This is a genomic window from Affinundibacterium nitidum, assembly GCF_014284155.1.
Classification (GTDB): Bacteria; Pseudomonadota; Gammaproteobacteria; order Burkholderiales; family Burkholderiaceae_D; genus Undibacterium; species Undibacterium nitidum.
Genome location: NZ_JACOFZ010000007.1, coordinates 131,796 through 155,849 on the forward strand (window position 1 = coordinate 131,796; position 24,054 = coordinate 155,849).

At 47.1% G+C, this 24,054-nt stretch carries 20 protein-coding genes; 7 read left to right on the forward strand and 13 right to left on the reverse strand.

What is annotated here, in order from left to right; all coding sequences use genetic code 11:
• Window positions 1-4: 4 nt before the first annotated feature.
• The 9 genes from H8K36_RS15665 to H8K36_RS15705 all read right to left on the reverse strand — a co-directional run bounded on the left by H8K36_RS15665 (window position 5) and on the right by H8K36_RS15705 (window position 15,450).
• Window positions 5-979 (reverse strand): hypothetical protein, encoded by a 975-nt coding sequence (locus H8K36_RS15665; RefSeq protein ID WP_186917336.1) that lies wholly within the window; start codon window positions 977-979, stop codon window positions 5-7.
• 1,014 nt (window positions 980-1,993) lie between these two features.
• Entirely contained in the window at window positions 1,994-2,326 is a 333-nt protein-coding gene (locus H8K36_RS15670; RefSeq protein WP_186917334.1) for a hypothetical protein, read from the reverse strand.
• A 181-nt stretch (window positions 2,327-2,507) separates the two neighbouring features.
• Window positions 2,508-5,786, reverse strand: coding sequence for a fused isobutyryl-CoA mutase/GTPase IcmF (gene icmF, locus H8K36_RS15675; protein ID WP_186917332.1), 3,279 nt, complete (start codon window positions 5,784-5,786; stop codon window positions 2,508-2,510).
• A 233-nt stretch (window positions 5,787-6,019) separates the two neighbouring features.
• Window positions 6,020-9,640 carry an indolepyruvate ferredoxin oxidoreductase family protein gene (locus H8K36_RS15680; protein ID WP_186917331.1) on the reverse strand — a complete coding sequence of 1,207 codons (3,621 nt, stop codon included), beginning with the start codon at window positions 9,638-9,640 and terminating at the stop codon, window positions 6,020-6,022.
• Between the two features lie 586 nt (window positions 9,641-10,226).
• Complete coding sequence (locus H8K36_RS15685; RefSeq protein WP_186917329.1) at window positions 10,227-11,462, reverse strand: acyltransferase family protein; 1,236 nt, start codon at window positions 11,460-11,462, stop codon at window positions 10,227-10,229.
• A gap of 116 nt (window positions 11,463-11,578) precedes the next feature.
• The gene (locus H8K36_RS15690; protein WP_222611245.1) at window positions 11,579-12,289 is read right to left on the reverse strand and encodes a LytR/AlgR family response regulator transcription factor; all 711 of its coding nucleotides are present in this window, start codon (window positions 12,287-12,289) and stop codon (window positions 11,579-11,581) included.
• Complete coding sequence (locus H8K36_RS15695; protein ID WP_186917328.1) at window positions 12,286-13,356, reverse strand: sensor histidine kinase; 1,071 nt, start codon at window positions 13,354-13,356, stop codon at window positions 12,286-12,288. The genes H8K36_RS15690 and H8K36_RS15695 overlap by 4 nt, the downstream gene beginning before the upstream one ends.
• Before the next feature lie 4 nt (window positions 13,357-13,360).
• A complete protein-coding gene (locus H8K36_RS15700) occupies window positions 13,361-14,302 on the reverse strand; it encodes a LysR substrate-binding domain-containing protein (protein WP_186917327.1) in 942 nt (313 codons plus the stop codon).
• Between the two features lie 92 nt (window positions 14,303-14,394).
• A complete protein-coding gene (locus H8K36_RS15705; RefSeq protein WP_186917326.1) occupies window positions 14,395-15,450 on the reverse strand; it encodes a GGDEF domain-containing protein in 1,056 nt (351 codons plus the stop codon).
• A gap of 462 nt (window positions 15,451-15,912) precedes the next feature.
• On the opposite strand from H8K36_RS15705, the gene ettA reads away from it, so the two are divergent.
• The 3 genes from ettA to H8K36_RS15720 all read left to right on the forward strand — a co-directional run bounded on the left by ettA (window position 15,913) and on the right by H8K36_RS15720 (window position 18,701).
• Entirely contained in the window at window positions 15,913-17,580 is a 1,668-nt protein-coding gene (gene ettA, locus H8K36_RS15710; RefSeq protein WP_186917324.1) for an energy-dependent translational throttle protein EttA, read from the forward strand.
• A gap of 62 nt (window positions 17,581-17,642) precedes the next feature.
• The gene (locus tag H8K36_RS15715) at window positions 17,643-18,062 is read left to right on the forward strand and encodes a flagellar basal body-associated FliL family protein (RefSeq protein ID WP_186917323.1); all 420 of its coding nucleotides are present in this window, start codon (window positions 17,643-17,645) and stop codon (window positions 18,060-18,062) included.
• Between the two features lie 51 nt (window positions 18,063-18,113).
• Window positions 18,114-18,701, forward strand: coding sequence for an IMPACT family protein (locus H8K36_RS15720; protein ID WP_186917322.1), 588 nt, complete (start codon window positions 18,114-18,116; stop codon window positions 18,699-18,701).
• On the opposite strand, the gene slmA is transcribed toward H8K36_RS15720, so the two are convergent.
• The 4 genes from slmA to argB all read right to left on the reverse strand — a co-directional run bounded on the left by slmA (window position 18,698) and on the right by argB (window position 21,528).
• On the reverse strand, window positions 18,698-19,270 hold the full coding sequence (gene slmA / locus H8K36_RS15725; RefSeq protein WP_186917321.1) for a nucleoid occlusion factor SlmA: 573 nt from the start codon (window positions 19,268-19,270) through the stop codon (window positions 18,698-18,700). The two genes, H8K36_RS15720 and slmA, sit on opposite strands and share 4 nt — an antisense overlap.
• Before the next feature lie 53 nt (window positions 19,271-19,323).
• The gene (locus H8K36_RS15730) at window positions 19,324-20,019 is read right to left on the reverse strand and encodes a pyrimidine 5'-nucleotidase (protein ID WP_186917320.1); all 696 of its coding nucleotides are present in this window, start codon (window positions 20,017-20,019) and stop codon (window positions 19,324-19,326) included.
• 202 nt (window positions 20,020-20,221) lie between these two features.
• Window positions 20,222-20,530: a hypothetical protein gene (locus tag H8K36_RS15735; RefSeq protein ID WP_186917319.1), complete on the reverse strand. Its 309-nt coding sequence runs from the start codon at window positions 20,528-20,530 to the stop codon at window positions 20,222-20,224.
• 74 nt (window positions 20,531-20,604) lie between these two features.
• Window positions 20,605-21,528, reverse strand: a complete 924-nt coding sequence (argB, locus tag H8K36_RS15740; protein WP_186917317.1) for an acetylglutamate kinase — start codon at window positions 21,526-21,528, stop codon at window positions 20,605-20,607.
• 152 nt (window positions 21,529-21,680) lie between these two features.
• On the opposite strand from argB, the gene H8K36_RS15745 reads away from it, so the two are divergent.
• The 4 genes from H8K36_RS15745 to H8K36_RS15760 all read left to right on the forward strand — a co-directional run bounded on the left by H8K36_RS15745 (window position 21,681) and on the right by H8K36_RS15760 (window position 23,892).
• Entirely contained in the window at window positions 21,681-22,259 is a 579-nt protein-coding gene (locus H8K36_RS15745; protein WP_186917315.1) for a sigma-70 family RNA polymerase sigma factor, read from the forward strand.
• A 47-nt stretch (window positions 22,260-22,306) separates the two neighbouring features.
• Window positions 22,307-22,501 (forward strand): zf-HC2 domain-containing protein, encoded by a 195-nt coding sequence (locus H8K36_RS15750; RefSeq protein ID WP_186917314.1) that lies wholly within the window; start codon window positions 22,307-22,309, stop codon window positions 22,499-22,501.
• A gap of 212 nt (window positions 22,502-22,713) precedes the next feature.
• Window positions 22,714-23,427 carry a GTP cyclohydrolase I gene (gene folE, locus H8K36_RS15755; protein ID WP_230404693.1) on the forward strand — a complete coding sequence of 238 codons (714 nt, stop codon included), beginning with the start codon at window positions 22,714-22,716 and terminating at the stop codon, window positions 23,425-23,427.
• Between the two features lie 39 nt (window positions 23,428-23,466).
• The gene (locus H8K36_RS15760; RefSeq protein WP_186917312.1) at window positions 23,467-23,892 is read left to right on the forward strand and encodes a BLUF domain-containing protein; all 426 of its coding nucleotides are present in this window, start codon (window positions 23,467-23,469) and stop codon (window positions 23,890-23,892) included.
• Window positions 23,893-24,054 lie beyond the last annotated feature (162 nt).

Here is a 24,054-nt window from a genome sequence, read left to right on the forward strand (position 1 = left end):
CGAATTAAAACTGCGGTTTGTTCGCCCGCGCTTTCTCTTCCGCTTCACGTTTTTGCTTCAGATATTCCGCTTGCTGCGCATTCACGCTATTCACATCACGAATCAAGGCTGGTGAATACATCTGCACGGTATAGCTTTGAATTAAATTTGTATTGGATTGCATGTACGCGCTGGTTGTCAGCGCTAACGCACAGGTGTTGCGGAAATTATTCGGGATGGTCACAGAATCCGTAATCGGTACATACATGGTGTAAGGTAATGAGGCACAAGGTCCCGATTTGGAATCCAAATTATGCGAAGCATGTTGCTGACCATTCATACCAAAGGACCAAGTAAAATGTGGGTAATTGACACGGCTACGTTCAGAGATGAGCGCGTTCGGGGCATCGTATTTCTCAAATAACGCGTTCTTGTACGTTTCCAACAGCAGAGGTTGATCTTTCGGCAGTTCAATGCGGCGACTAACCAGCCAAATGTTGCCTGCCTCATTAAAATATACCGTGAACTGATCTGTCGGAATAGCATTCGCAGGGCCTGCTTTCGCAGTCACACCTCGATAATTATTCACCATAATTTTCAGAGTTTCTACGCGATAGGCTGGATTGAGCTTTTTAATGATGGGGATAGCATCATTCACATTCATCCCTAAACTGATGCCACCAATTTCTGGCTTTCGAATCGACGCTGCAAACTTGGCGAAAGAATTCGAATCCATCAGCAAACCCGGAGAACCCGGAATAGGCAAGCCATCTAATTGGACAACACCTTCTTTCACCGGAGTAGATCCGACGCTGCCTGGCATGGTCGGCGTGCTATTCGCGTTAGCTTGTGCACCAGAAGTCTGTTCAGGCTTAGAAGCGGTCTGTTCTTTAACACTATCCTTAATAATTTTCTTAAGACTAAATCCAGATGACTGTGCGTTCGCATGGACAGGCGACAAAGCGAGACCTGCCAAAAGAAGTGAGGCTATAATTTTCATGAGTGGGTTCAGGTAGATTATAAAAATTTTCGCGTTCGTATCGGTCCTTGCACCTTACCCACGAATAGCATGAAATAGGATATCAAGTGCGTGTGGGCATTGTATGAGAAATTATCTTATGTACCAATTTATTTTGATAACTGGCAAGAATTGCGGGGCGGATGGTGCAATCCGCGCTGACATAAACGTAGGGCGGGTGCAACCCGCGCCGCCGGAATTTTCAGAATACCGCTATCGTGATTTGAAGCGAGAGAAAATATTTGAACGATAAATCGTTTCGGTGATTTACAGCGCGGGTTGCACCTGCCCTACTTGATTAAGTCAAGACGAGCCAAAATGCTTCCGGATTTTGCGCATCAACCGAGTAAGAAAATAAAGCCCTTCAGCAAAAAGCAATGAATATTCGAGAATCTTGAGGAGATTTATCAAAATTAAGCTACCACCCCAATAACCGACCAGATCTATAATGAATTGCAAAAATAAAGCTGTAAAAGCAATGATTATAAATAGAATAGTTGCCGTACCAGACTCTACGATAGTGTGAAATATTTCCGACCCACCATTTTTTTCTACGTTTATATGGTTCTTATTCCGAACAATGGAACGATGTTTTCCTGTCGGGAAAGGTGGTCTATAAGACGAACGTTGACGGGAGACTTCAAACGGGATTTTTAAAAAATGGACTAACGTCCTAAAAAGAAGATGGCACGAACGTACCACCAAGTTGATTGTCGTTGGTTTCATATTTACCTCAGCGCCACAAGGCGTTCAACTACTACTCAAAATACCTCACTGCAAATCAAACCCCACCAGAAGTGACAGCAAGGAGACGTATCGCAAAACTACATCTGCGACAGCTCTATTGTCTGTGCCATTAAACTTCTTGTCAATAATTTTATTCACAAAAACTAAAGACTCAAAACTTTACAACCTCGTGCATATTACAAATAACGCGCTTGGAAATTCAATAAACGGAATACTTCGAGCAAGATGCAGTGCATCGCTCCTACGGAGCTAGTCACTGTCTAAGATTTCTAAAGCCTGTTCTTGACTAAATTTCTCGACAAACACCTTAAGACCTTCAGGCAATAGAATCGCCCCACCAGAAATTTCTCGATATTTATCGAAGATGTTCTTATTTAAGGATTCATCAACTGCCTTGTAGTTACCAAACAACTCCAATAATTTATCTTTGTCATTGTATGCGATCAGCACCAAGCAATAATCGTTATTGATTTCACCAAAAGTTCTAATAGAAAGTGTATCGACATCATATTTCGAGTACGCGAAATCCTTCAATCGAGCCGGGATAAATTCAAATTCGAGCAAGTCAGAGATGTTCGGCATACATAAATACAAAAAAAGAGAAAATGAAACTGTTCAATCATCTGGATGACATGCCGGAAAATTCAATTAGCGGGATACAGAGCTAGGCGCTTCCCGCAGCAATACTGAAGTATTGCGAGGACCGCTGTTTTAGCACCTTACAACGCGCTGTGCCCGCCAATTGGATTTAACGGCGTGTCATTTACATGTTGCGTCTATACTGCCCACCCACCTCAAACAAGGCAGTCGTAATCTGCCCCAAAGAACAAACCCGCGCCGCGTCCATCAATTTCGCAAACACGTTTTCATTATTGATCGCGGCTTGCTGCAATGCTGCCAGCGCTTGTGGCGCAACGTTGGCGTGGCGTTGATGGAAGTCTGCCAAGCGCGTGAGTTGCGATTGTTTTTCTTCCTCGGTGGAACGTGCCAATTCTATCTTCTGTGGTGCTTCGCCGCCTTTTGGATTGCGGAAGGTGTTAACGCCGATGATAGGTAAAGTGCCGTCGTGCTTCAGGTGCTCGTAGTGCATGGATTCTTCTTGAATCTTGCCACGTTGGTAGCCGGTTTCCATCGCACCCAATACACCGCCGCGTTCTGCGATGCGTTCAAATTCTTGCATTACCGCTTCTTCGACCAAATCGGTCAATTCTTCGATGATGAAGCTACCTTGGATAGGGTTTTCGTTTTTCGCTAAGCCCCATTCCCGGTTGATGATCAACTGAATCGCCAAAGCACGACGTACCGATTCGTCGGTTGGTGTAGTGATCGCTTCGTCGTAAGCATTGGTATGCAAGCTATTGCAGTTATCGTAGATCGCGATCAAAGCTTGCAGCGTGGTGCGAATATCGTTGAAGTCGATTTCTTGTGCGTGCAAGCTGCGGCCTGAAGTTTGGATATGATATTTCAACTTCTGACTACGGTCGTTCGCACCGTATTTGTCGCGCATTGCTACTGCCCAGATACGGCGAGCGACGCGGCCCAAGACAGTGTACTCTGGGTCCATTCCATTACTGAAGAAGAAAGACAAGTTCGCCGCGAAATCATCAATGTGCATACCGCGTGCGAGGTAGGCTTCGACAAAGGTGAAGCCATTCGACAAGGTGAAGGCCAATTGAGAAATCGGGTTCGCACCGGCTTCAGCGATATGGTAGCCAGAGATCGAGACCGAGTAGAAATTGCGCACTTGGTGATGCACGAAATACTCTTGAATATCGCCCATGACTTTGAGTGAAAACTCGGTTGAGAAGATGCAGGTATTTTGACCTTGGTCTTCTTTCAAAATATCGGCTTGTACCGTACCACGAACATTCATCAGCACCCACGCACGGATTTTCGCTGCTTCATCTGCCGTTGGCTCACGCTTATTATCAGCACGGAATTTATCCATTTGCTGATCAATCGCAGTGTTCATGAAGAAGGCCAAGATCGTTGGTGCTGGGCCATTGATTGTCATCGATACCGATGTCGCTGGATCGCAGAGATCGAAGCCATCGTACAAGACTTTCATGTCTTCCAAGGTGGCGACAGATACACCGGAGTTGCCAATCTTACCGTAGATGTCTGGGCGGATCGCTGGGTCTGCACCGTACAAAGTGACGGAGTCAAACGCGGTCGACAAACGTTTCGCATCCATGCCTTGCGATACGAGTTTGAAACGACGATTCGTGCGGTAAGGGTCACCTTCACCAGCAAACATGCGCGTTGGATCTTCGCCCTCGCGTTTAAACGCAAACACGCCAGCAGTGAATGGGAAAGAACCAGGGACGTTTTCTAACATCAACCAACGCAAGATTTCGCCGTGGTCTTCAAAGCGTGGCAAAGCGACTTTGCGTATTGTGGTGCCGGACAAAGATTTTTGCGTGAGACGAGTGCGAATTTCTTTGTCGCGAATTTTAACAACGTATTCATCACCTGCGTAGGCCTTCTGCATATCTGGCCACATGGCGACCAGTTTTTTGGATTCTGCATCGAGCTTGTTGTCACGATCCGTAATCAAATCATCGAAGTCGGCAGTCCTACCTGCGACGGTCAACATCTGCTTAGTTGCTTGCAGCTGTTGACGTTCACGTGCGATACCGACTTGTTTGTAGGTATGCTTATGGTAGGCACGTACCGTGTCGGCGATCTCAGCCAAGTAGCGCGTACGTGCTGGTGGCACGATGACATTTTGTGCGCTGGAGGTTTTGGTATTCACGGCTACCAATTTACTTGGTTTTGTCTTGAGACCACGCGCCACCAACTCAGGCAAGATGCCTTGATACAAAGCGGTGACCCCATCGTCGTTAAAGCGCGATGCTTGCGTACCATACACTGGCATTTCGTCTGGCTTCTTGCTCCACATTTCGCGGTTGCGTTGATACTGTTTCGCCACGTCGCGTTGTGCATCGAGTGCGCCTTTGCGGTCGAATTTATTAATGGCGACAAAGTCAGCGAAATCGAGCATGTCGATTTTTTCTAATTGAGATGCTGCGCCGAATTCTGGTGTCATCACATACATCGACAAATCGACGTGGGGCACAATCGCGGCGTCGCCTTGACCGATACCGGAGGTTTCGACAATCACCAAATCAAAGCCTGCTACTTTGCAAGCAGCGATGACGTCTGGCAATGCCTGAGAAATTTCTGAGCCTGCTTCACGGGTCGCCAAAGAGCGCATGAAAACTTTGACTTTACCCTTCCATGGGTTGATCGCATTCATACGAATACGGTCGCCGAGCAAAGCTCCACCCGATTTACGACGTGATGGGTCGATAGAGATCAAAGCGATATTGAGTTCATCATCTTGATCGAGACGAATACGACGAATCAATTCATCAGTGAGAGAAGACTTACCTGCACCACCGGTACCGGTGATACCAAATGCTGGCGTCTTAATGGCTTTCGCCGACTCGATAATTGTTGCGCGCAAACTTGCATCGACTTTATCGTTTTCTAACGCGGTAATTAGTTGTGCGAGCGGGCGATGTTTATCGGCAATCTCGCCTTGTTGCAACACATCCAAACTCGTTGGGGCAAATGGTGAGAGATCGATATCGCACGCTTCTATCATGGATAAGATCATGCCGACCAAGCCCATACGTTGACCATCTTCTGGACTGAAGATGCGTGTCACACCATAGGCATGTAAATCTGCGATTTCATCTGGCACGATCACGCCACCGCCGCCACCGAATACTTTGATATGCGACCCACCACGTTGCTTGAGCAAATCAATCATGTATTTGAAATACTCGACGTGCCCGCCTTGGTAACTCGAAATCGCAATACCTTGCGCATCTTCTTGCAAGGCTGCTGTAACGATTTCTTCTACCGAACGGTTGTGGCCCAAGTGAATCACTTCAGCACCATTCGCCATCAAGATGCGACGCATGATATTGATCGAGGCGTCATGGCCATCGAACAAAGATGCGGCAGTCACAAAACGGACTTTATTGCTAGGTTTGTATTCGGTTAACTTCTCGGCGATGGATAGATCGGTCATGTTGTTTTCCTTTTTGTTCATTCGATAACTGCTTATGGCAATTACGCTATGCTTCGATTATATGACGTTTCGATTTACGTTTACGTTCACGTCACTTATTAATTGTGGTTTTATGTTGGTTTTAGCGATGATTCTGAGGCGATTTGTTATTCCTGCGAAGGCAGGAATCCAGTGGCGTAGTCTCAACAACAAAAGTCACTGGACTCCTGCCTTCGCAGGAGTGACATGCAAAATCAAGCCGCTTGCTGTTTCACCGGCGCACTCATCAATGCCGCTTTCTCCACATAATACGCTTGCATTGCCTTTTCTTTCACATGACCATAGCCACGGATTTTCTCAGGCAAACTGGCGATAGCGACGATTTGATCTAAATTGTCCGCATTGAGCTTCGTGAGCAAGGACAAGATCGTATCGCGGTAATCAGTGATCAAGGCGCGTTCTTTCTGACGTTCTTCTGTGTAACCAAAGATATCGAGTTTAGTGCCGCGTAAGCCCTTCAATTTCGCCAACAATTTGAAGGCTTGCCACATCCAAGAACCATACTGCGCTTTCACCAAATGGCCTTGGCCATCTTTTTTAGCGAATAGCGGTGGTGCTAAATTGAATTTCACCGAGAAATCACCTTCAAATTGTTGCTTCAATTTTTCTGTGAAATCACCATTGGTGTACAGACGCGCGACTTCATATTCATCTTTGTAGGCCATCAATTTGTAGGCATACTTGGCCACTGCGGTCGCCAGTTTATTCCCTTTGCAGAGCTTTTCTTCTGCGGCGCGTACTTGTTGTACCAAGTTTTCATAGCGCTTCGCATACGTAGCATCTTGGTATGCAGTCAGTTCGGCCATACGACGTTTGATCAAGCTATCCAAGCTTTGCGGCATTTGAATGACGACGGGTTGCGCTGGGATCGCGACTCTTTCTACGCGCGCCAAATCGACTGCCGCTCTACGCCCCCACAAGAAGGCCTTCTTGTTGGCGTCGATCGCGACACCATTCAACTCAATCGCGCGCAATAAGGCTGCTTCAGATAAAGGTATCGCGCCTTTTTGGAAAGCAAAGCCCAGCATGAACAAATTGGTTGCGATCGAATCGCCCATCAATGCTGTCGCGAGTTTTGTGGCGTTGACGAAATCGACATTGCCTCCAACAGAATCCGAGATCAAACGCTCGGTCGATTCTAATGGGAATTGCCAATCAGGATTTTTTGCAAACGCACCAGTGGGTTGCTCGTGGCTATTGATGACGGCACGCGTGCGGCCTGCACGCATTTTAGAGATCGCATCATGTTGGCCTGCCGTCAAAATATCGCAGCCCAAAATCAAATCTGCTTCACCCGTTGGGATACGTTGCGCGCGTAGTTTGCTGACTTTTTCGACGATACGAATATGTGATGTCACCGAACCATTTTTCTGCGACATGCCCGTCATGTCCAACACGGATGCAACTTTACCTTCGAGATGTGCCGCCATACCGAGCAAGGCACCTACCGTAATCACGCCTGTGCCGCCGATACCATTCAACAAAATATTGTAAGAGGTGTCGCAGCTTGGTAGGGTTGGCAATGGAATGTCACCGAATTCATCCTGTTTGGCAACGCCAGTTTTGGATTTAACTAATTTGCCACCTTCGACTGTCACAAAACTAGGGCAGAAACCTTTGACGCAAGAATAGTCTTTATTGCAGGACGATTGATCAATCGCGCGTTTGCGACCAAATTCAGTTTCCACCGGCATGATGGAAGTACAGTTCGATTGCACGCCACAATCGCCACAACCCTCACACACCGCTTCATTAATGAACATGCGTTGGTTCGGGTCAGGGAATTGTCCCTTTTTGCGACGGCGGCGTTTTTCGGCCGCGCAGGTTTGATCATAAATCAACACCGTTGCGCCTTCGATCTCGCGCAACTCACGTTGTACCGCATCCATGTCTTTGCGATCATGCAAAGTGATTTGTGCAGGTAGGCCACTGCGGTCTTCATAGCGGCTCAAATCTTCGGTTACTAAGGCAATGCGCTTCACACCTTCGGCCGCCATTTGCTGCGCCATCATTTGTACACTGATGGTGCCATCAACAGGCTGGCCACCTGTCATCGCTACCGCATCGTTATACAAGATCTTGTAAGTAATATTGACCTTCGCCGCCACGGCGGCGCGGATCGCTAAATAACCAGAGTGGAAGTAGGTACCATCACCCAAATTTTGGAACACATGTGGCAAAGTCGAGAAGGCTGCTTGGCCTATCCACGGTGCGCCTTCGCCACCCATGTGCGTGGTCAATTTATTGAACTCAGGATAAATCGCTGTCGCCATCACGTGGCAACCAATACCGGCTAATGCCAAACTGCCCTCGGGCACTTTCGTTGAAGTATTGTGCGGGCAACCCGAGCAATAGTAAGCAGGACGTGCAGGCGTGTTGACCTGTTTGTTCAACACTTCATCTTTGGCTTCCAGGAATGCCAAGCGCGCTTTGATCAAGTCACTCGTGTGGAATCGAGCGATACGTGCGGAAATGACGCGTGCGATTTGCGACACGGAGAAATCGGCTTTCGATGTCAACAACCATTCACCGCGCGGTGCAACCCATTCGCCTTTTTCGTCAAACTTACCGATCACGCGTGGACGCACATCGTCGCGCCAGTTGTAGAGTTGTTCTTTAAGTTGGTACTCGACCATTTGGCGTTTTTCTTCGACCACCAAAATCTCGTCCAAGCCTTGCGCAAATTCACGTACGCCGTCCGGTTCTAATGGCCAAGGCATAGACACTTTGTAGAGACGAATACCAATATCGGCCGCCATTTGTTCATCGATGCCCAGGTTTTCAAATGCTTCCAAGACATCGAGATAAGACTTGCCTGAAGCGACAATACCGAGCTTCGCATGCGGACTATCAATCGTCACATGATTGAGCTTATTCGCACGTGCATACGCCAAGGCCGCATAGATTTTGTAATCTTGCATCAAGGCTTCTTGCTTACGCGCTTGGATGCCTAAAGTATCGAGCGACAGGCGAGTATTGAGGCCACCTTCTGGCATCACGAAATCTTCTGGGATTGTGATTTTCAAACGGAAAGGATCGGCATCTACCGAGGAAGTGGATTCAACCGTATCAGCCAAAGCTTTGAAGCCGACTGCGCAACCTGAGAAGCGCGACATCGCCCACGCATGCAAACCCAGGTCTAGGTATTCCTGCACATTGGCTGGATACAGCATAGGAATCATGCAGGCGGAAAAGATATGATCAGACTGATGAGGTAAGGTCGATGAGTAAGCACCATGATCGTCACCTGCGACCAAGATCACGCCACCGTGTTTCGAGGTACCCGCATGGTTCATGTGTTTGAAGACGTCGGCACTGCGATCGACGCCAGGACCTTTGCCGTACCACAGGCCAAACACGCCATCGTATTTAGCAGGGCCGATCAGATCAACTGTTTGCGTGCCCCACACCGCAGTGGCGGCGAGATCTTCGTTAACGCCGGGTACAAACTTGATGTGATTTTGTTCGAGAAGTTTTTTGGTTTTCCACAAAGTTTCATCCAAACCTCCGAGCGGTGAACCACGATATCCGGAAATGAAACCAGCCGTATTCAAGCCAGCGGCGAGATCACGCTGTCTTTGTATCATCGGCAAGCGCACTAATGCCTGAATGCCTGATAAGAAAATGGTGCCGGTATTCGACGTGTATTTGTCGTCGAGCGTGACTGGTGCTAATTCGTGTACAAATGCAGTCGTTGCGTTGACGTCGGACGATGTTGCTGAATTCGTTGCTGAATTTGTTTCAGGTGCTGTGGCGGACGAAAGCGAAGACGCTTCCACCAGACCAGCAGATTTCATTGCTGTGTCGGATGACATTGTAGAGCTCCAAAAAATTTGTGATTTTTGTGTGCAAAGAACTTGGGCTGCGTCCGGTAAGACACAAGTCTGTTCTGAGCTTATGGGAAGGTAATCGCCATAAGTTCAAGTTGCATCGGCTGAGATAGCAGCCATTTTAATTCAATTTGCCCATTCAGCGATAGCCAAAGGCGAGGAAAACACCGAGTTCTTTGCCTCGGCTATTTCCGAAAACCAAATTGTCGAAATGCACATTCTGCAGACGAGAATCAGGTTTTAGGACTTCCAACATCCCTTCCTACGCTGATCGCAAACTGGAGACATCAAAGAAAGCTTTCGAAATTCTGGGATGGAGACCACACCCATTCGCTGCAGCGCTTTCTCGACTTCCTTTGAAATCTGCTGTGTTCACAGTGTAGTGAGACTAGGACGGTTTGGAAAATACGGAATTTAAATAGGGATATCATGAAAAACGATACCCCTACTTTTGGAAAGCGTCGAATTAAACAGTTCAACAATACCAAACGACCATAAGCCTCAATAGGTGTCGCGTAGGATTGCTGATTTCATCACTTCTGCCCATCTGGGTAAGAAGCTTTAACTTCAATCATCGAGTGATTGCCTTTTTCTTGTCCTGTTCCTTCCACGGCATGCCAAAAAATGGCCGTAACAATGGAATACGTCGAATGCATTCAAATCCCACCCAACAAAAGGCGAAACAGAGGCCAATGAGTGCGAACGCTTCAATTCCAGCGGGAAGATGCCACGCTCGCATATTCCAAGCCAAAATAACAATCAGGGTCTGATGCAAGATATACACTGGAAACACTGCCTGCGTTAGATGCTGCCGCAATGGATGATCAATATTCCAATGCTGACGTGCAAACCCACACAGGGCCAAGATTGCATTCCACGCCATCATTATCCAAACAGCACGTTGAATGTACAACATTAATTGTGAGGGCTCATTGCTATCATTGAAGTAAGAAAAATACGAGACTAAGAATACCCATCCCAACCCGGCGATCACTGCACTACGCCACCGCTTCTGCGCCACTCCTTGCCAAAATGTATTCTGCTTTGCCAAGAAGAACCCGCACAGAAATAAGAAGAGATAGCTTGCATGGTTATACCAATCATTGGTCAGATTATTGGTCTGTGGGTGATTACTCAACATACTGATGCGCACCATTGCCAAATAGCTAACGGGCAAAACGACAATCCAAATTCCACGAAATTTCTTTTCTATAGTTTGATCGAGCCAAACAATAAAACGCGGAGCACTCGCGACGAAAGCGGCGATCAGCATTGAATACACCCACAAATACGGTAAAAACCACAAATGATTCCATGTGGGTAGCACAAGACGCTTTCCCTCAATCATGAAACCTTGATAGTTTTGGAAGTATAGATTCAGAAAATCGCTATAACTTCCTGCGTAGCCGAGCCGCTGCACCACTTCTAAATAGGCCTGAGGCGGCACGATCACTGCCATGCCAAAAACCAGCGGCAACAAAATCCTTAAGCTACGTGCGGAAGCAAATGACTTCGTGGTCTGTTTGCCGAGCATAAATCGCGTTGCTACGCCTGAAATCATGAACAATAATCCCATACGCCAAGGATTGGTCAGAAACATTAAGGGTTCTATTGTGCTGCTCGCGGCATCACTCTTGATATGCCAGTACCATGTCACGTAGTACATGCCGACATGGTAAAAAATCAGGAGACAGAAAGCGAAGATTCTCACCCAATCAAGAAAATATAATCGCTCGCACGATTCAACAGCATCGAGCTGTTTAACGGTATTGCCTGGTGCTAAAGAAAAACTGAACGCGGTCATCATTCATCCGATCACAAAAAAGAAGAATGAAGGCACTTTATTCAAAGCAGAGAAGCAAACCAAGGAAAAAGGGGCAAATTGGGCTTAGCGCGTGGCGAATCGGAAAGCCGGACGAAGATCTAGGATGAGCTGAGTTGTTGCTTTAAGCCTTCGCGATATTGCCGACTGCAAGGCAGCTCTACTCCGCAATGCAGGACAAGTTCAGCATCGCCTTTCAGTAGCGCACGGCTTTCAGCGATTTGGTCAACCCGAACCAAATATCGCCGATGACAACGTGCAAACGCGGAACCTAGACGCTGAGCCAAGCCACTCAAAGTCTGACGCATCATATATTGCTGATCACGGGTATGAATCATGACGTAGTTATCAGCCGCTTCCGCCCAGACGATATCTTTTATCTGTACTACTTTGACACTACCACGGTCACCAATCAAGAGCGGGGCGTCATCATTGGAGGTGGATGGCGCATGTCTCGATCGCACTTTATTGATTGCCTTCAAAAAGCGGGCTTCATCGTAAGGCTTGAGCAGATAATCGATCGCGTTTGCATCAAACGCTTGCAGAGCAAACTGATCGTATGCGGTCACAAAGATAATAGCAGGGACAGGTGCGTTCAAGGCTTGCGCCACTTCCAAACCATCGATTTCAGGCATTTGAATATCGAGAAAAATTAAATCAATTTTGTGTTCGGCGAGAAGCTGCAGAGCCGCGTTCCCATCGGCGGCTTGATATAAATGCGCATCAGGCCAATGCTCATGTAATAGACGGCATAATTTATCCCTCGCCGGTCGTTCGTCATCCACAATCGCGATCTGCACCGGCGTCTTCATTTGTTTGCGTGCTGCATGGGGATCAAGAGAGTGGTGCGTACGCCACCGCCAGCACGCACCTCAATTGTGAGTTGTGCGCGCTCACAGTAAATCGATGCAAGGCGTTGTCGTAGATTGTTGAGCCCAACACCACCTTCATTCGATTTCAAGACGCCTATATCATCTTGCACGATAAGCTCTAACATTTCATGTTCGATTCGGGATTGAATATCAACCGTAGTCAAACGTGAATTTTTTTCGACCGTATGCTTAAACGTGTTTTCCAATAGGGTCTGCAACGCCAAGACCGGCACTAGGCAAGAAAGACTAGCGGAATCCAATTGCCAACGGATCACAACGCGATCAACAAATCGTAGAGACATTAATTCAGCGTATGCCTGCAGCATTTCGACTTCTTTTTGCAAGCTTGCGGTATCTGCTTGATTCAAGTCCAGACTCGATCTCAGCAACTCAGCGAGGCGGCTTATTGCGGTATCGGCAGCTTTGAGATCGGAATACATTAATGAAGAAATCGTGTTCAACGCATTGAATAGGAAGTGAGGTTGCATTTGTTGCGTCAAACGTTTTAACTGTGCTTTCTGCAATTGTGCGAGCGCTTGCGTTGCCTTCTCACGCTCATCCACGAGCAACATATATGATTGAATGCCAAAAAAAATAACATAGAACAGGCTCAGAAAAAGGCTGAGTTTGATGGTTTCATAGAGAAACACCTTATCCCACGGTTCGTGTAGATATTGGTGTCCCATCGCGGCATACACCAGATGTCGTATAGCGAAAACGGCGATGACAAACACCACGCACACTAAGGGATGCCACAGCAACACCCGCGCAAACCAACGACGTGGTGTCCGCATTAAAGTTTGATCATTTAATACAGGGTTAAGTGCATACAATAAGACACTAATGACAACCGCAGAAGACAATTCCCACAAGACGGGTTGCCAATAATACTTACCACCATTTCGTTGATAATCTTGCACCTCGACGGCCAACATCATGGCCCAGAATAGAACCCAACCGATCAACTCGGTTATGGCGACTCGACGTTTTAGATCTTCGGAGTTCATAAGCCTAGCTGCTGGAATTCAGCAATTCCGCACCCAGCCATTTACCGCTACCGACCAGATCGCGACTGAGTTCAAGCACTAATTTTTCCACCGCCATAGCCGCATTAGTTAGTGGAATATTTTTCGATGCGCAAAGACTCACAGTACGTGACAATTTGACGTCATTAATTGGACAAGCGCGCATCTCTCCACGTTCGATTTCCGCTAGCAACGGTGACACTGGCAAAATGGTGGCGCCCATATCAGCGAGGATGGCCGACTTCAGAATCGCGATAGACGTGATGTCAATGACATGCTCTATCTTCAGCCCTTGGTCACGCACGACCTGTTCGATACGAGGGCGTACACCATGTTGTATGCTGGGCAAAATCAAAGGCACTTGCAAGGCTTTCGCTAAGCTGATCGATTTCTTCTTGCAAGCAAATTGAGAATCCGCTCGCGTGATGAACATCATCTCCTCTTCCACTAAGGGTTTAGTGGCGAATTTACCGAGCTGACCATCGTCAAACAGAATCGCTAGGTTCAAGCGTCCTGACGCCAACTGCTCTGTCAGATTACCGGTTAACTCTTCGGTCAACTGAAAAACAATTTCAGGATAAGCCGCACGCACAGCGGTCAGCAAGGGAAAAGCCAGTGCACCCGATGCACTTTGAGGAATGCCCAGTGCCACCGTACCTGAAGGCTTGTCTGTCGATTGGCTGACTGCAGATTTGGCATCACTAACTTGTTTAAGAATCGCCAGCGCGTGTTCATAAAAAATCTTTCCCGCATCCGTCGCTTGCATCCCTTGTGCTGAACGATGTAACAAGGTTGCGCCTAACTCTTCCTCAAGTTGTTGCAACTGTTGAGTTAATGCTGGCTGCACAATATGCAGAACGCGCGCGGCGCGCGACAAAGAACCGTGGTCAACGATAGCAACAAAATAGCGAAGTTGGCGTAGTTCCATGGCGACGTTTTGGAGAGATGATGGTGTAAAAGCTGCTTAAAAACAAAATGGCTGCAGTGTCGCTGCAGCCATCGAAATTGAGTAAGCGTTGACTAGAAGAATTCGACGCTGTCTTGCGATACTTCGATGCGCAATTCACCAGAGGTAATCAGATCCTCATAATGACAAACGCGGTTACGTCCATTGCTCTTTGCAAAGTACAGAGCTTGATCGGCGCGCCCAATAATACCTACCGCTGGTTCGAATGGATCGATATGGGCGAAACCAATACTGATCGTCACCGTGCCAACTTGTGGGAAAGGATAGCGCGCCACGTTTTCACGGAAACGTTCAAAAATCATCTTAGCGTCTTCTTTCGAAGTCGAACGCAACAAGATCACAAACTCTTCACCACCGAAACGGAATAATTTGTCGGTTGGACGGAACGAGGAGCGCATCAAATTGGCGACCAAAATCAAGACTTCATCACCATACAAATGACCAAACTGATCGTTGACGCGTTTGAAATGGTCGATATCCAATACGGCCAGCCAATGCTGCTTTTCGCGGTCACTATGACGACGCTCTACCTCGACGTCGCCTTTTTCAGCGTCGATCAAACTCTGTTTCTGTACACTGGTGCGTAGAATCTTAGAGAAATTGTCGTCAAAAGTCTTGCGATTGAGCAGGCCGGTGAGGGAATCGCGTTCCGAGTAATCGAGGAGATTTTGGAAATTACGATACACCACCAAGATACCGCCCATGACTTCTTTGGTGTTTTCGGTGTAGTTTGCTGGATTGAGAATTTCAAGGCAGACATTGACCTTCTCATTCATCCACACTGGCAACCAAATTGTACGGTCACCATTCGCATCCAGAAATTCAGCCACGCTTTCATGCTTGCCAAGCGCTTCTGCTAGCTGTGGAAACTGCTCAACAGGCACCTCAGGTGATACCACACCAGACATTTCCTCGGATGGAGCGAGTTTGCCTTTGACGATCGTAATCTGTGGCTTAACGAAAGACTTTTCCCCGACATGCAAGATATCGAGGACACGTGCGCGACCCGCATTGGTCAGCTCACTCAAAGCGGAGATCACGGAAATGTTCAGAAGATCGTGGTCACGATGCCCTGTAATTTCCATCAAATGTTTGATAATTGATTCCATATGTACTATTTAAGGCACAGCATCAATTGAACACAAGTACAAATATCTCACGTTCGCCAAGTGCCAGCTACAAAAACGATTCCTCTATCTAGCTAAAATCATAATTTTAGCAAAATCGTAATATAGAACAGTTTCCGCAGTCTGGGCGGGAAAATTGTCAAAAACCGCGGCTTTGACTTCGACAGGCGCTTTGCGCTCATATTAACTTTATATGGCGAAACAGAGCAAGTGAATCATCTTTCCCATCTGAAATATTCATTTTTTGTTGTAACAGTGGCGCAAATCACACGCTACTTCCGCTACAAGAGCTTCTAATATAGGCGTTTGAAAAGCCTATGCCGAAATTTTTCAATATTTAACCAAAGTAATTTTTTGCCTATCTGACCTCATTTTTGACGCTTTTCGTGCCCCTCTTGCGGTATCCTTAGAAGATTCGCATTAACTACAAAAAAACCTGAAAAAATGGCCAATTACGTCTATACCATGAACCGCGTCGGCAAAATCGTGCCGCCGAAACGTCAAATTCTGAAAGATATTTCACTCTCCTTTTTCCCTGGCGCCAAAATTGGCGTCTTGGGTTTGAACGGCTCAGGTAAATCTTCACTGTTGAAAATTATGGCGGGTATCGATAAAGATATCCAAGGTGAAGCAGTACCGATGCCTAACCTGAATATCGGTTATTTGCCACAAGAACCGCAACTTGACCCGGAACAAACGGTACGTCAAGCGGTTGAAAGCGCGCTCGGCGAAGTGTTCGAAGCCAAAGCAAAACTAGAAGAAGTGTATGCCGCTTACGCTGACGAGAATGCGGACTTCGACGCGCTGGCGAATGAGCAAGCTCGCTTGGAAGCCATTATTTCAGCTTCCGCTGGTGATAATGTGGAATTGCAATTAGAAATGGCCGCTGATGCTTTGCGCTTGCCACCATGGGATGCCAAGATCGGCGTGTTATCCGGTGGTGAAAAGCGTCGTGTAGCATTGTGCCGCTTGTTGCTTTCCAAGCCTGATATGTTACTGCTCGACGAACCAACCAACCATTTGGATGCGGAATCCGTTGATTGGTTGGAACAATTCTTGTTGCGCTTCCCTGGTACCGTTGTTGCGATTACCCATGATCGCTACTTCCTCGACAATGCCGCCGAATGGATCTTGGAATTGGATCGTGGTGCAGGTATTCCTTGGAAAGGCAACTATTCTTCTTGGCTTGATCAAAAACAAGCACGTTTGAAACAAGAAGAAGCCACCGAATCTGCACGCCAACGTGCTCTACAAAAAGAGTTGGAATGGTCTCGCCAAAATCCTAAAGCACGTCAAGCAAAGAGTAAGGCACGTTTGGCGCGCTTCAATGAAATGAGCGAACATGAATACCAAAAACGTAATGAAACACAGGAGATTTTTATTCCTGTTGCAGAACGCTTAGGTAATGAAGTCATCGAATTTAAAAACGTCAGCAAAGCTTTTGGTGATCGTCTCTTGATCGACAATCTGAGCTTCAAGATTCCACCAGGAGCGATCGTCGGCATCATCGGTCCTAACGGTGCGGGTAAATCGACTTTGTTCAAAATGATTAAAGGGTTGGAGCAACCTGATAGTGGTGAAGTCGCCCTCGGTCAAACTGCGAAAATTTCTTTGGTGGATCAGTCTCGTGAAGACCTTGGAAATACGAAAACCGTTTTTGAAGATGTCGCTAATGGCGCTGACATTTTGACGGTCGGCCGTTTCGAAATGCCTTCACGTGCTTATCTCGGTCGCTTCAATTTTAAAGGTGGTGATCAACAAAAGATTGTTGGCAATCTCTCTGGTGGTGAACGCGGTCGTTTGCATTTGGCGAAGACTTTGCTACAAGGTGGTAACGTACTTCTACTCGATGAACCGTCGAATGATCTTGACGTTGAAACGCTGCGCGCACTTGAAGATGCTTTATTAGAGTTCGCTGGTAGCGTGATGGTGATTTCACATGATCGTTGGTTCTTAGATCGTATCGCAACACACATTTTGGCGTTCGAAGGTAACTCTCAAGTGACCTTCTTCGACGGCAATTATCAAGAATATGAAGCCGATAAGAAGAAGCGTTTAGGTGAAGAAGGTGCTAAACCGAAACGTATTCGCTATAAGCCTCTTACTGTGTAATTTAGGGCTGTAACCACCACTCTAACCACCCGCAACCAGCGTCAAGCAAAAAGGAGTAAGCAATGATTCTTCGATACAAGCGCACGATAGCAATGATCACCATGTTCATTGGAATGCTTGCTTATTCCGCTGGCGCTTCCGCGAATAGTGGTGGTAGTGCAAGTGCGAGTGCCGCAGGTGCCCCTACCGCGCATTTGGAGCCATTCGTGGTGAATTTGTCGAGTTTCGATCGTTATCTTCAGGCTGTCATTACTTTGCAAGTTACCGCAACAGAAGTCGCTGATAAAGTGAAAACCTATATGCCGGTTGTTCGTCATGTAGTCATCATGACTCTCAGCAGTAAAGATTCCGCTGATGTGCAATCGTCGAGTGGTAAGAAAGCCTTGGTCGAAGAGTTACGCGAGAAAATCAATAAGGCACTCAATTCCAAAGAACATGAAGGCGTGAGCGATGTTTTCTTTGAAAATTTCGTGATCCAGTAAGTTTTATTTTTGGGCCGGAGCTCGTGAGCTCCGGCACTTCTGAAGTCATCTATGTATCAACTCAAATCGGCCGTCTTTGCCGAACTCGAGATCAAGAAGAGTCGTTTCCTTGGTCAACTCTACCCCATCTATAGCCGATCTGAAGCACAGACTTTGCTGGCAAAATTACGCGCCGAACATCCGAATGCCGTGCACGTGTGCTGGGTCTTGTTATGCGAAGGAGACTCAGGCCTAGACGATGATGGTGAGCCATCTGGAACTGCCGCCAAGCCTATGTACAACGTCTTGGTGCATAAAGAGTTATTCAATGTGTTAGCCGTTGTTGTGCGCTATTGGGGCGGCATTAAACTCGGTGCTGGCGGTTTGACGCGTGCTTACGGACAAGCAATTTCAGATGCCTTCAAAAATGCTGAATTGATTCCTATCGAGATTTTGAGTGAAGCACGCTTCGCCGTAGAATTTGCTGACGAATCACAATTGCGTCGCTTATGCGAACAACGCAAGGCCATCATCGAAGCGGTCAATTACGCAGACAAAGCCGAGATCAGTATCAAAATCAAATCAACAGAACTTGCCAGCTTCACGGAAGAGGCGTTCAATCTTTTGCGTGGAAAATTGATCGTACTCGATGCGGATTAAAGCAAGACAGCAAGCTGTGTCGGCGCGTGTTCTGTCGGTAAGGCTTTAAAACCTGTCTTGGCAAATCGCTGCCAACGTCCCAGAACGAAGGTCACCAATAAATTCGAACGAATCGCTATTTCGGCTTCAGGAATTTGACCTAGCACCGCGGCTTGGCGCAAACATTGTTTATAAGCTAGCTCTAAACGGTCCATTAAATGATTCATACGCACTTGCAAGCGTTCATCTTCATTAACCAATGCGTCACCAATCAACACGCGTGTCATACCGGGATTACGTTCTGCAAAACTCAATAACATCATGCTGATATTATGCGCTTGCGACAGACCTTCTTTATCTTGCACAGTGATCTGATTGATTAGACCAAAGATCGTTGATTCGATGAACTCGATTAAACCTTCAAACATCTGTGCCTTGCTCGCAAAGTGACGATAGAGCGTCGCTTCGGACACATCAATTTTTGCCGCCAAGGCAGCCGTCGTAATCTTCTCGCCCTTGGGGTTTTCCAACATTCCCGCTAGCGCCTGCAAGATCTGCAGCTTACGTTCACCTGGTTTGGTTATCGACATGGTCTTTCCTGATTTCTCTTCAATCTCAGTGCACACTCAGCACCAACGCCATGTCAAATTTTATGCTTGAACAAACGCGCTAGCTGAAATACAGATTTTACTGTGATATCGGCGCTGGCTGTAACACTTTTCTGCACCACATGTTGTCCATGCCCCGTAATCATCACCGTACGCAAGCCAATTCGCTTCGCTGCTTGTAAATTCGCCACACTATCCTCGACCAAAATGCATTGACGTGGGAGCCAACCGTGTTGTGCTAGCAATTTACGTAAATAGGCTTTACTCGGTTTAGGATGCGACTTCCCATGCACCCGCATCGTTTCAATCGAAATATGACCAGCAAAATCTCTATGTAAATTAAGTTGACGCATCACTTGTTTTGAGTACTGCTGCGGTGCATTCGTGAATAGAATTTTCTTACCCGGCAAAGTCTTAAGCACTCTCGCCACACCACGCTCTAAGTGCAAGAGTTGTTCGAGGTTGTCGAAGCGATGGGCTTCACGCAAAAACTCTTCTTCTTTAACACCGTGATGTATCACCATGCCCTTCAAGGTCGCGCCATAGCGTCTTAAGTATTCTGTGCGGAGGTGATTAACGTGTTCCATGTCGACCTCGCCACTTTCCTTGGAGAGAACTTGGGCGATGTAGCGGGTCATGTTATTGGCGATGGCGGGGAACACCGCTTTGCTGGCGTTGTGGAGGGTGTTGTCTAGGTCGAAGAGCCAGATGGTATTTTTCTTATTATTCATTTTTTGTCTGAGCTAACTTGATTGACTACAGGTCGGATGTGGCCCCGACAGCTACTGCATTGCTTGCAAGCAGATTAGAGATTGATGGCGCAAAGCATGCTTTGCGAAACCCCGTCAATCTCCATTCGGGTGCCCAATTGTGGAGAACAAAAAAAGGGGCCAGATTTACACCCACAAACGTAAGGGGGGAATTCTCTAAGTCTCACTTGCTCATGAAACCCTTGAATTCCAGTAAATCGCCCGCGATCTTGATCGCGTCATCAGGCTCCATTCCAATTGCAGGCAGATAAAAAACTTCTCCAACTTGATTCAGCGCCAATAGTTCACCACCATTTCCACCAAAAGCGATAAATCCAGGCGCGAATTCGGATAACTGATAACCTTGATTTAACTCTTCGAGCTCAACTGGCAGCCAAAGTACATACCATCCTGGGTCAACAGACAGCTCGCCCTCAAGGAACCCTTCCTCTATCCATGAGCATAGTATTTCTTTAAGTGCTTCAATATGCATGACAGCAGTCGAACCCTGAACGTCGAAACTCCAAGGCAAGCAACAACGCAATGCGCCCCAGAATGGAATTTACTTTAGTGGGAGCGAATCATCGTACCGAACGCCTGCTCCGTCAGAATTTCCAACAACAGCGAATGCGGAATACGGCCGTCGATGATGTGGACTGTATTGACGCCTGATTTTGCAGCATCCAAGGCAGAAGAAATCTTCGGTAACATGCCACCGGAGATGGTGCCGTCGGCGAACATTTCGTCGATTTCTCTGGCCGACAAGTCGGTCACCAAGTTGCCTTGCTTGTCCATCACGCCTGGGATGTTGGTCATCATGATCAACTTTTCGGCCTTTAAAATCTCAGCGATTTTGCCTGCGACTAAGTCGGCATTGATGTTATAAGCCTGGCCGTCTTCACCGAAACCAATAGGTGAAATAATTGGAATGAAGGCGTCATCTTGCAATGCTTTGACCACCGCTGGGTTGATCGCATCGATTTCACCAACAAAGCCGATGTCCAAGAACTCGCCTGGGTTTTCGCGGTCAGGCATTTTCAATTTGCGGGCGCGGATCAAACCACCGTCTTTACCGGTCAAACCAACGGCTTGACCGCCGTAATGGTTAATCAACATCACGATGTCTTGTTGCACTTCACCGCCCAAGACCCATTCCACCACTTCCATGGTTTCTTCATCGGTAATACGCATACCTTGTACGAAGTTGCCTTGCTTACCAATCTTCTTCAACGCATTATCAATTTGCGGACCGCCACCATGAACCACCACTGGATTCATACCGACCAATTTGAGCAAAATGACATCGCGCGCGAAACCGTGTTTCAGGTTTTCGTCTGTCATCGCATTCCCACCGTATTTGACGACGATGGTCTTGCCATGGAATTTACGGATGTATGGCAAAGCTTCTGCCAAGATCTCCGCCTTAATCTCTGGTTCAACACCTGCTAAGCGGTCATGGGTTTCTGCTGGAATATTTGTGGTTGTGCTCATGTAAAGGTATCCTATTGAGAATGTCAGCCTAGCCTGAATTTTACAGGCAAAGCGGGACAGGAATAAAATTCTGGTTAAGGAATTTTCATAGCAAAACAAAAACACTTTGCCATTTGCTGCCATTTTCCCGCAAATTCGCTCATAATCACACCATGACTGCCCTTCCCGAACTCCACCGCCAACTCGACGAGATGCGTCCTGCGCTATTACGCTTCGCCATGCTCCAGTTGCGCAACCAAACGCACGCCGAAGATGTGGTACAAGAGGCACTGCTTGCCATCCTCGAAAAACCCGATAACTTCAGCGGCAAATCGAGCTTACGTACCTATGTCATTGGTATTCTCAAATTTAAGATTATTGATTTGCTACGTCTATCCGGTCGTGAAATTCAATTAGCGGACTCTGAAGACAGCGATCAAAGCGAAGCTGAACTCATTGATAGCCTGTTTCGAGCCGATGGCCATACTCACCAAGATGCTAGCGCTTGGGGCTCACCGCACGGCACACTAGAGCAAAAAGACTTCTTCCGTACACTTGAGATATGTTTAGAAAAATTGCCAGCGCAGACCAGCCGTGTGTTCATGATGCGAGAGTGGCTGGAACTATCGACCGAAGAAATTTGTAAGGAATTGGACATTACCACGTCTAACTTATGGGTCTTGCTTTACCGCGCACGTTTGCGCCTGCGCGAATGTCTAGATCTCAACTGGTTTGGGAATCTCGCCAAATGAACCGGAATTTGAACCTCAGTTTGACCTGTTATTGAGTCCTTAAGCCTATGCGTTTCTTTTACACTTGCAAACAAGCTCATCAAATGCTGTCTGAGGGCATGGACCGTCAGCTCAGCGTGGCAGAACGTGCTCAACTCAAGCTACATTTAAGCATGTGTCGTTCTTGCACCAACTTCAGTGGCCAAATGCGATTATTGCGTGAAGCCATGAAGAAGATGTCGAAAGATGGTGGTAACGAATAAGCGTTTGACCTCATTCACTACGAGCTAAGAATGACGTAACATTGTGCTGGCTAGGAGTGGTGCCGAAGGTAGTGCAAACGCACGACGAAGTGAACGCAACAACGCCAGCGCCTGTTTTATGTATGTCCAAAACAGAGAATTGCTGATTCAGTTACCATATCAACTTCTTGCACTTTTTTGCCTAAACCGCCTAAGGGCGAATGGAAAATACCATGCCAACCGAATCTACATATACTGCGGTCACAAGCGAACCGATTCCAGTCTCTCAGCGCATCCGTGAACGCATCGTTAAAAGCAAAACGCGTTACCACGCTAACGATAATATCGCTGACTTTATTGAACCTGGCGAACTCGATGAATTGCTTGCTGAAGTTGAAGGCAAATTGCGCGGCGTGTTGGAGAGCCTAGTCATCGACACGAAAAGCGATCACAACACTTTAGATACAGGCCGCCGTGTCGCCAAAATGTACATTAACGAAATCTTCAAAGGTCGTTATGTACCGATGCCACCGGTCACTGAATTCCCCAACGCTTCGCACCTCAATGAACTGATGATTATTGGCCCAATCACGGTGCGCAGCGCTTGTTCACATCACCTATGCCCTATCATCGGCAAGGTATGGATCGGTGTCATGCCGAATGAACATTCAAACCTGATTGGCCTATCTAAGTACGCACGGATTGCCGAATGGATTATGAGTCGCCCACAAATCCAAGAGGAAGCTGTGGTGCAACTCGCCGATGCCTTACAAAGCAAAATGCAACCCGATGGCTTGGCGGTGGTGATGGAAGCGGATCACTTCTGTATGCATTGGCGCGGCGTGAAAGATATGGACTCCAAAATGATCAATAGTGTAATGCACGGTTCATTCTTGAAAGACCCTAATTTGCGTCGCGAGTTTTTGTCACTGATCAAGAAATCCTAATTCGACGTCAAGAAATCACCTTACCCTAAGAGGTTTACCATGTTAGTTCGTCTCTTGTATGCCAGCCGCGCGGTGGACAATAATTTGAATCAGACCGTACAGGCCATCATGCAGCAATCGCGTGATCACAATCCCCAGCATGGCATTACCGGGATTTTATGCCATAGCGATGATGTGTTCATGCAAGTACTGGAAGGTGGACGTGAAGCTATCAACACTTTGTACAGCATGATCTTGCGCGACCCTCGGCACAAAGATGTCGTGTTGCTGCACTATGAAGAAATCAGCGAACGTCGTTATGCCGGCTGGACCATGGGTCAAGCCAATCTCGGCAAAATCAATCCATCCATTTTGTTGAAGTACTCTGCTTTGCCAGAGCTCAATCCGCATCGTATGTCGGGAAAAATGTCCTTGGCTTTGATCGAGGAATTAATGGCGACCGCTGCTATTGTTGGTCGAGCATAAGTCCTTATGCACCAAACAAAAAGGAAGATTCGGTGAATGAACTGAACCCCAAAAGTTGGACACCAACTTTTGGGGTTTTTTAATGACGAAACATGCAGAAGAATTTAAGTACCGTGTAGTGCAAGAATATTTAGAGGGCCCGATGGGATATGTCGCCTTGGG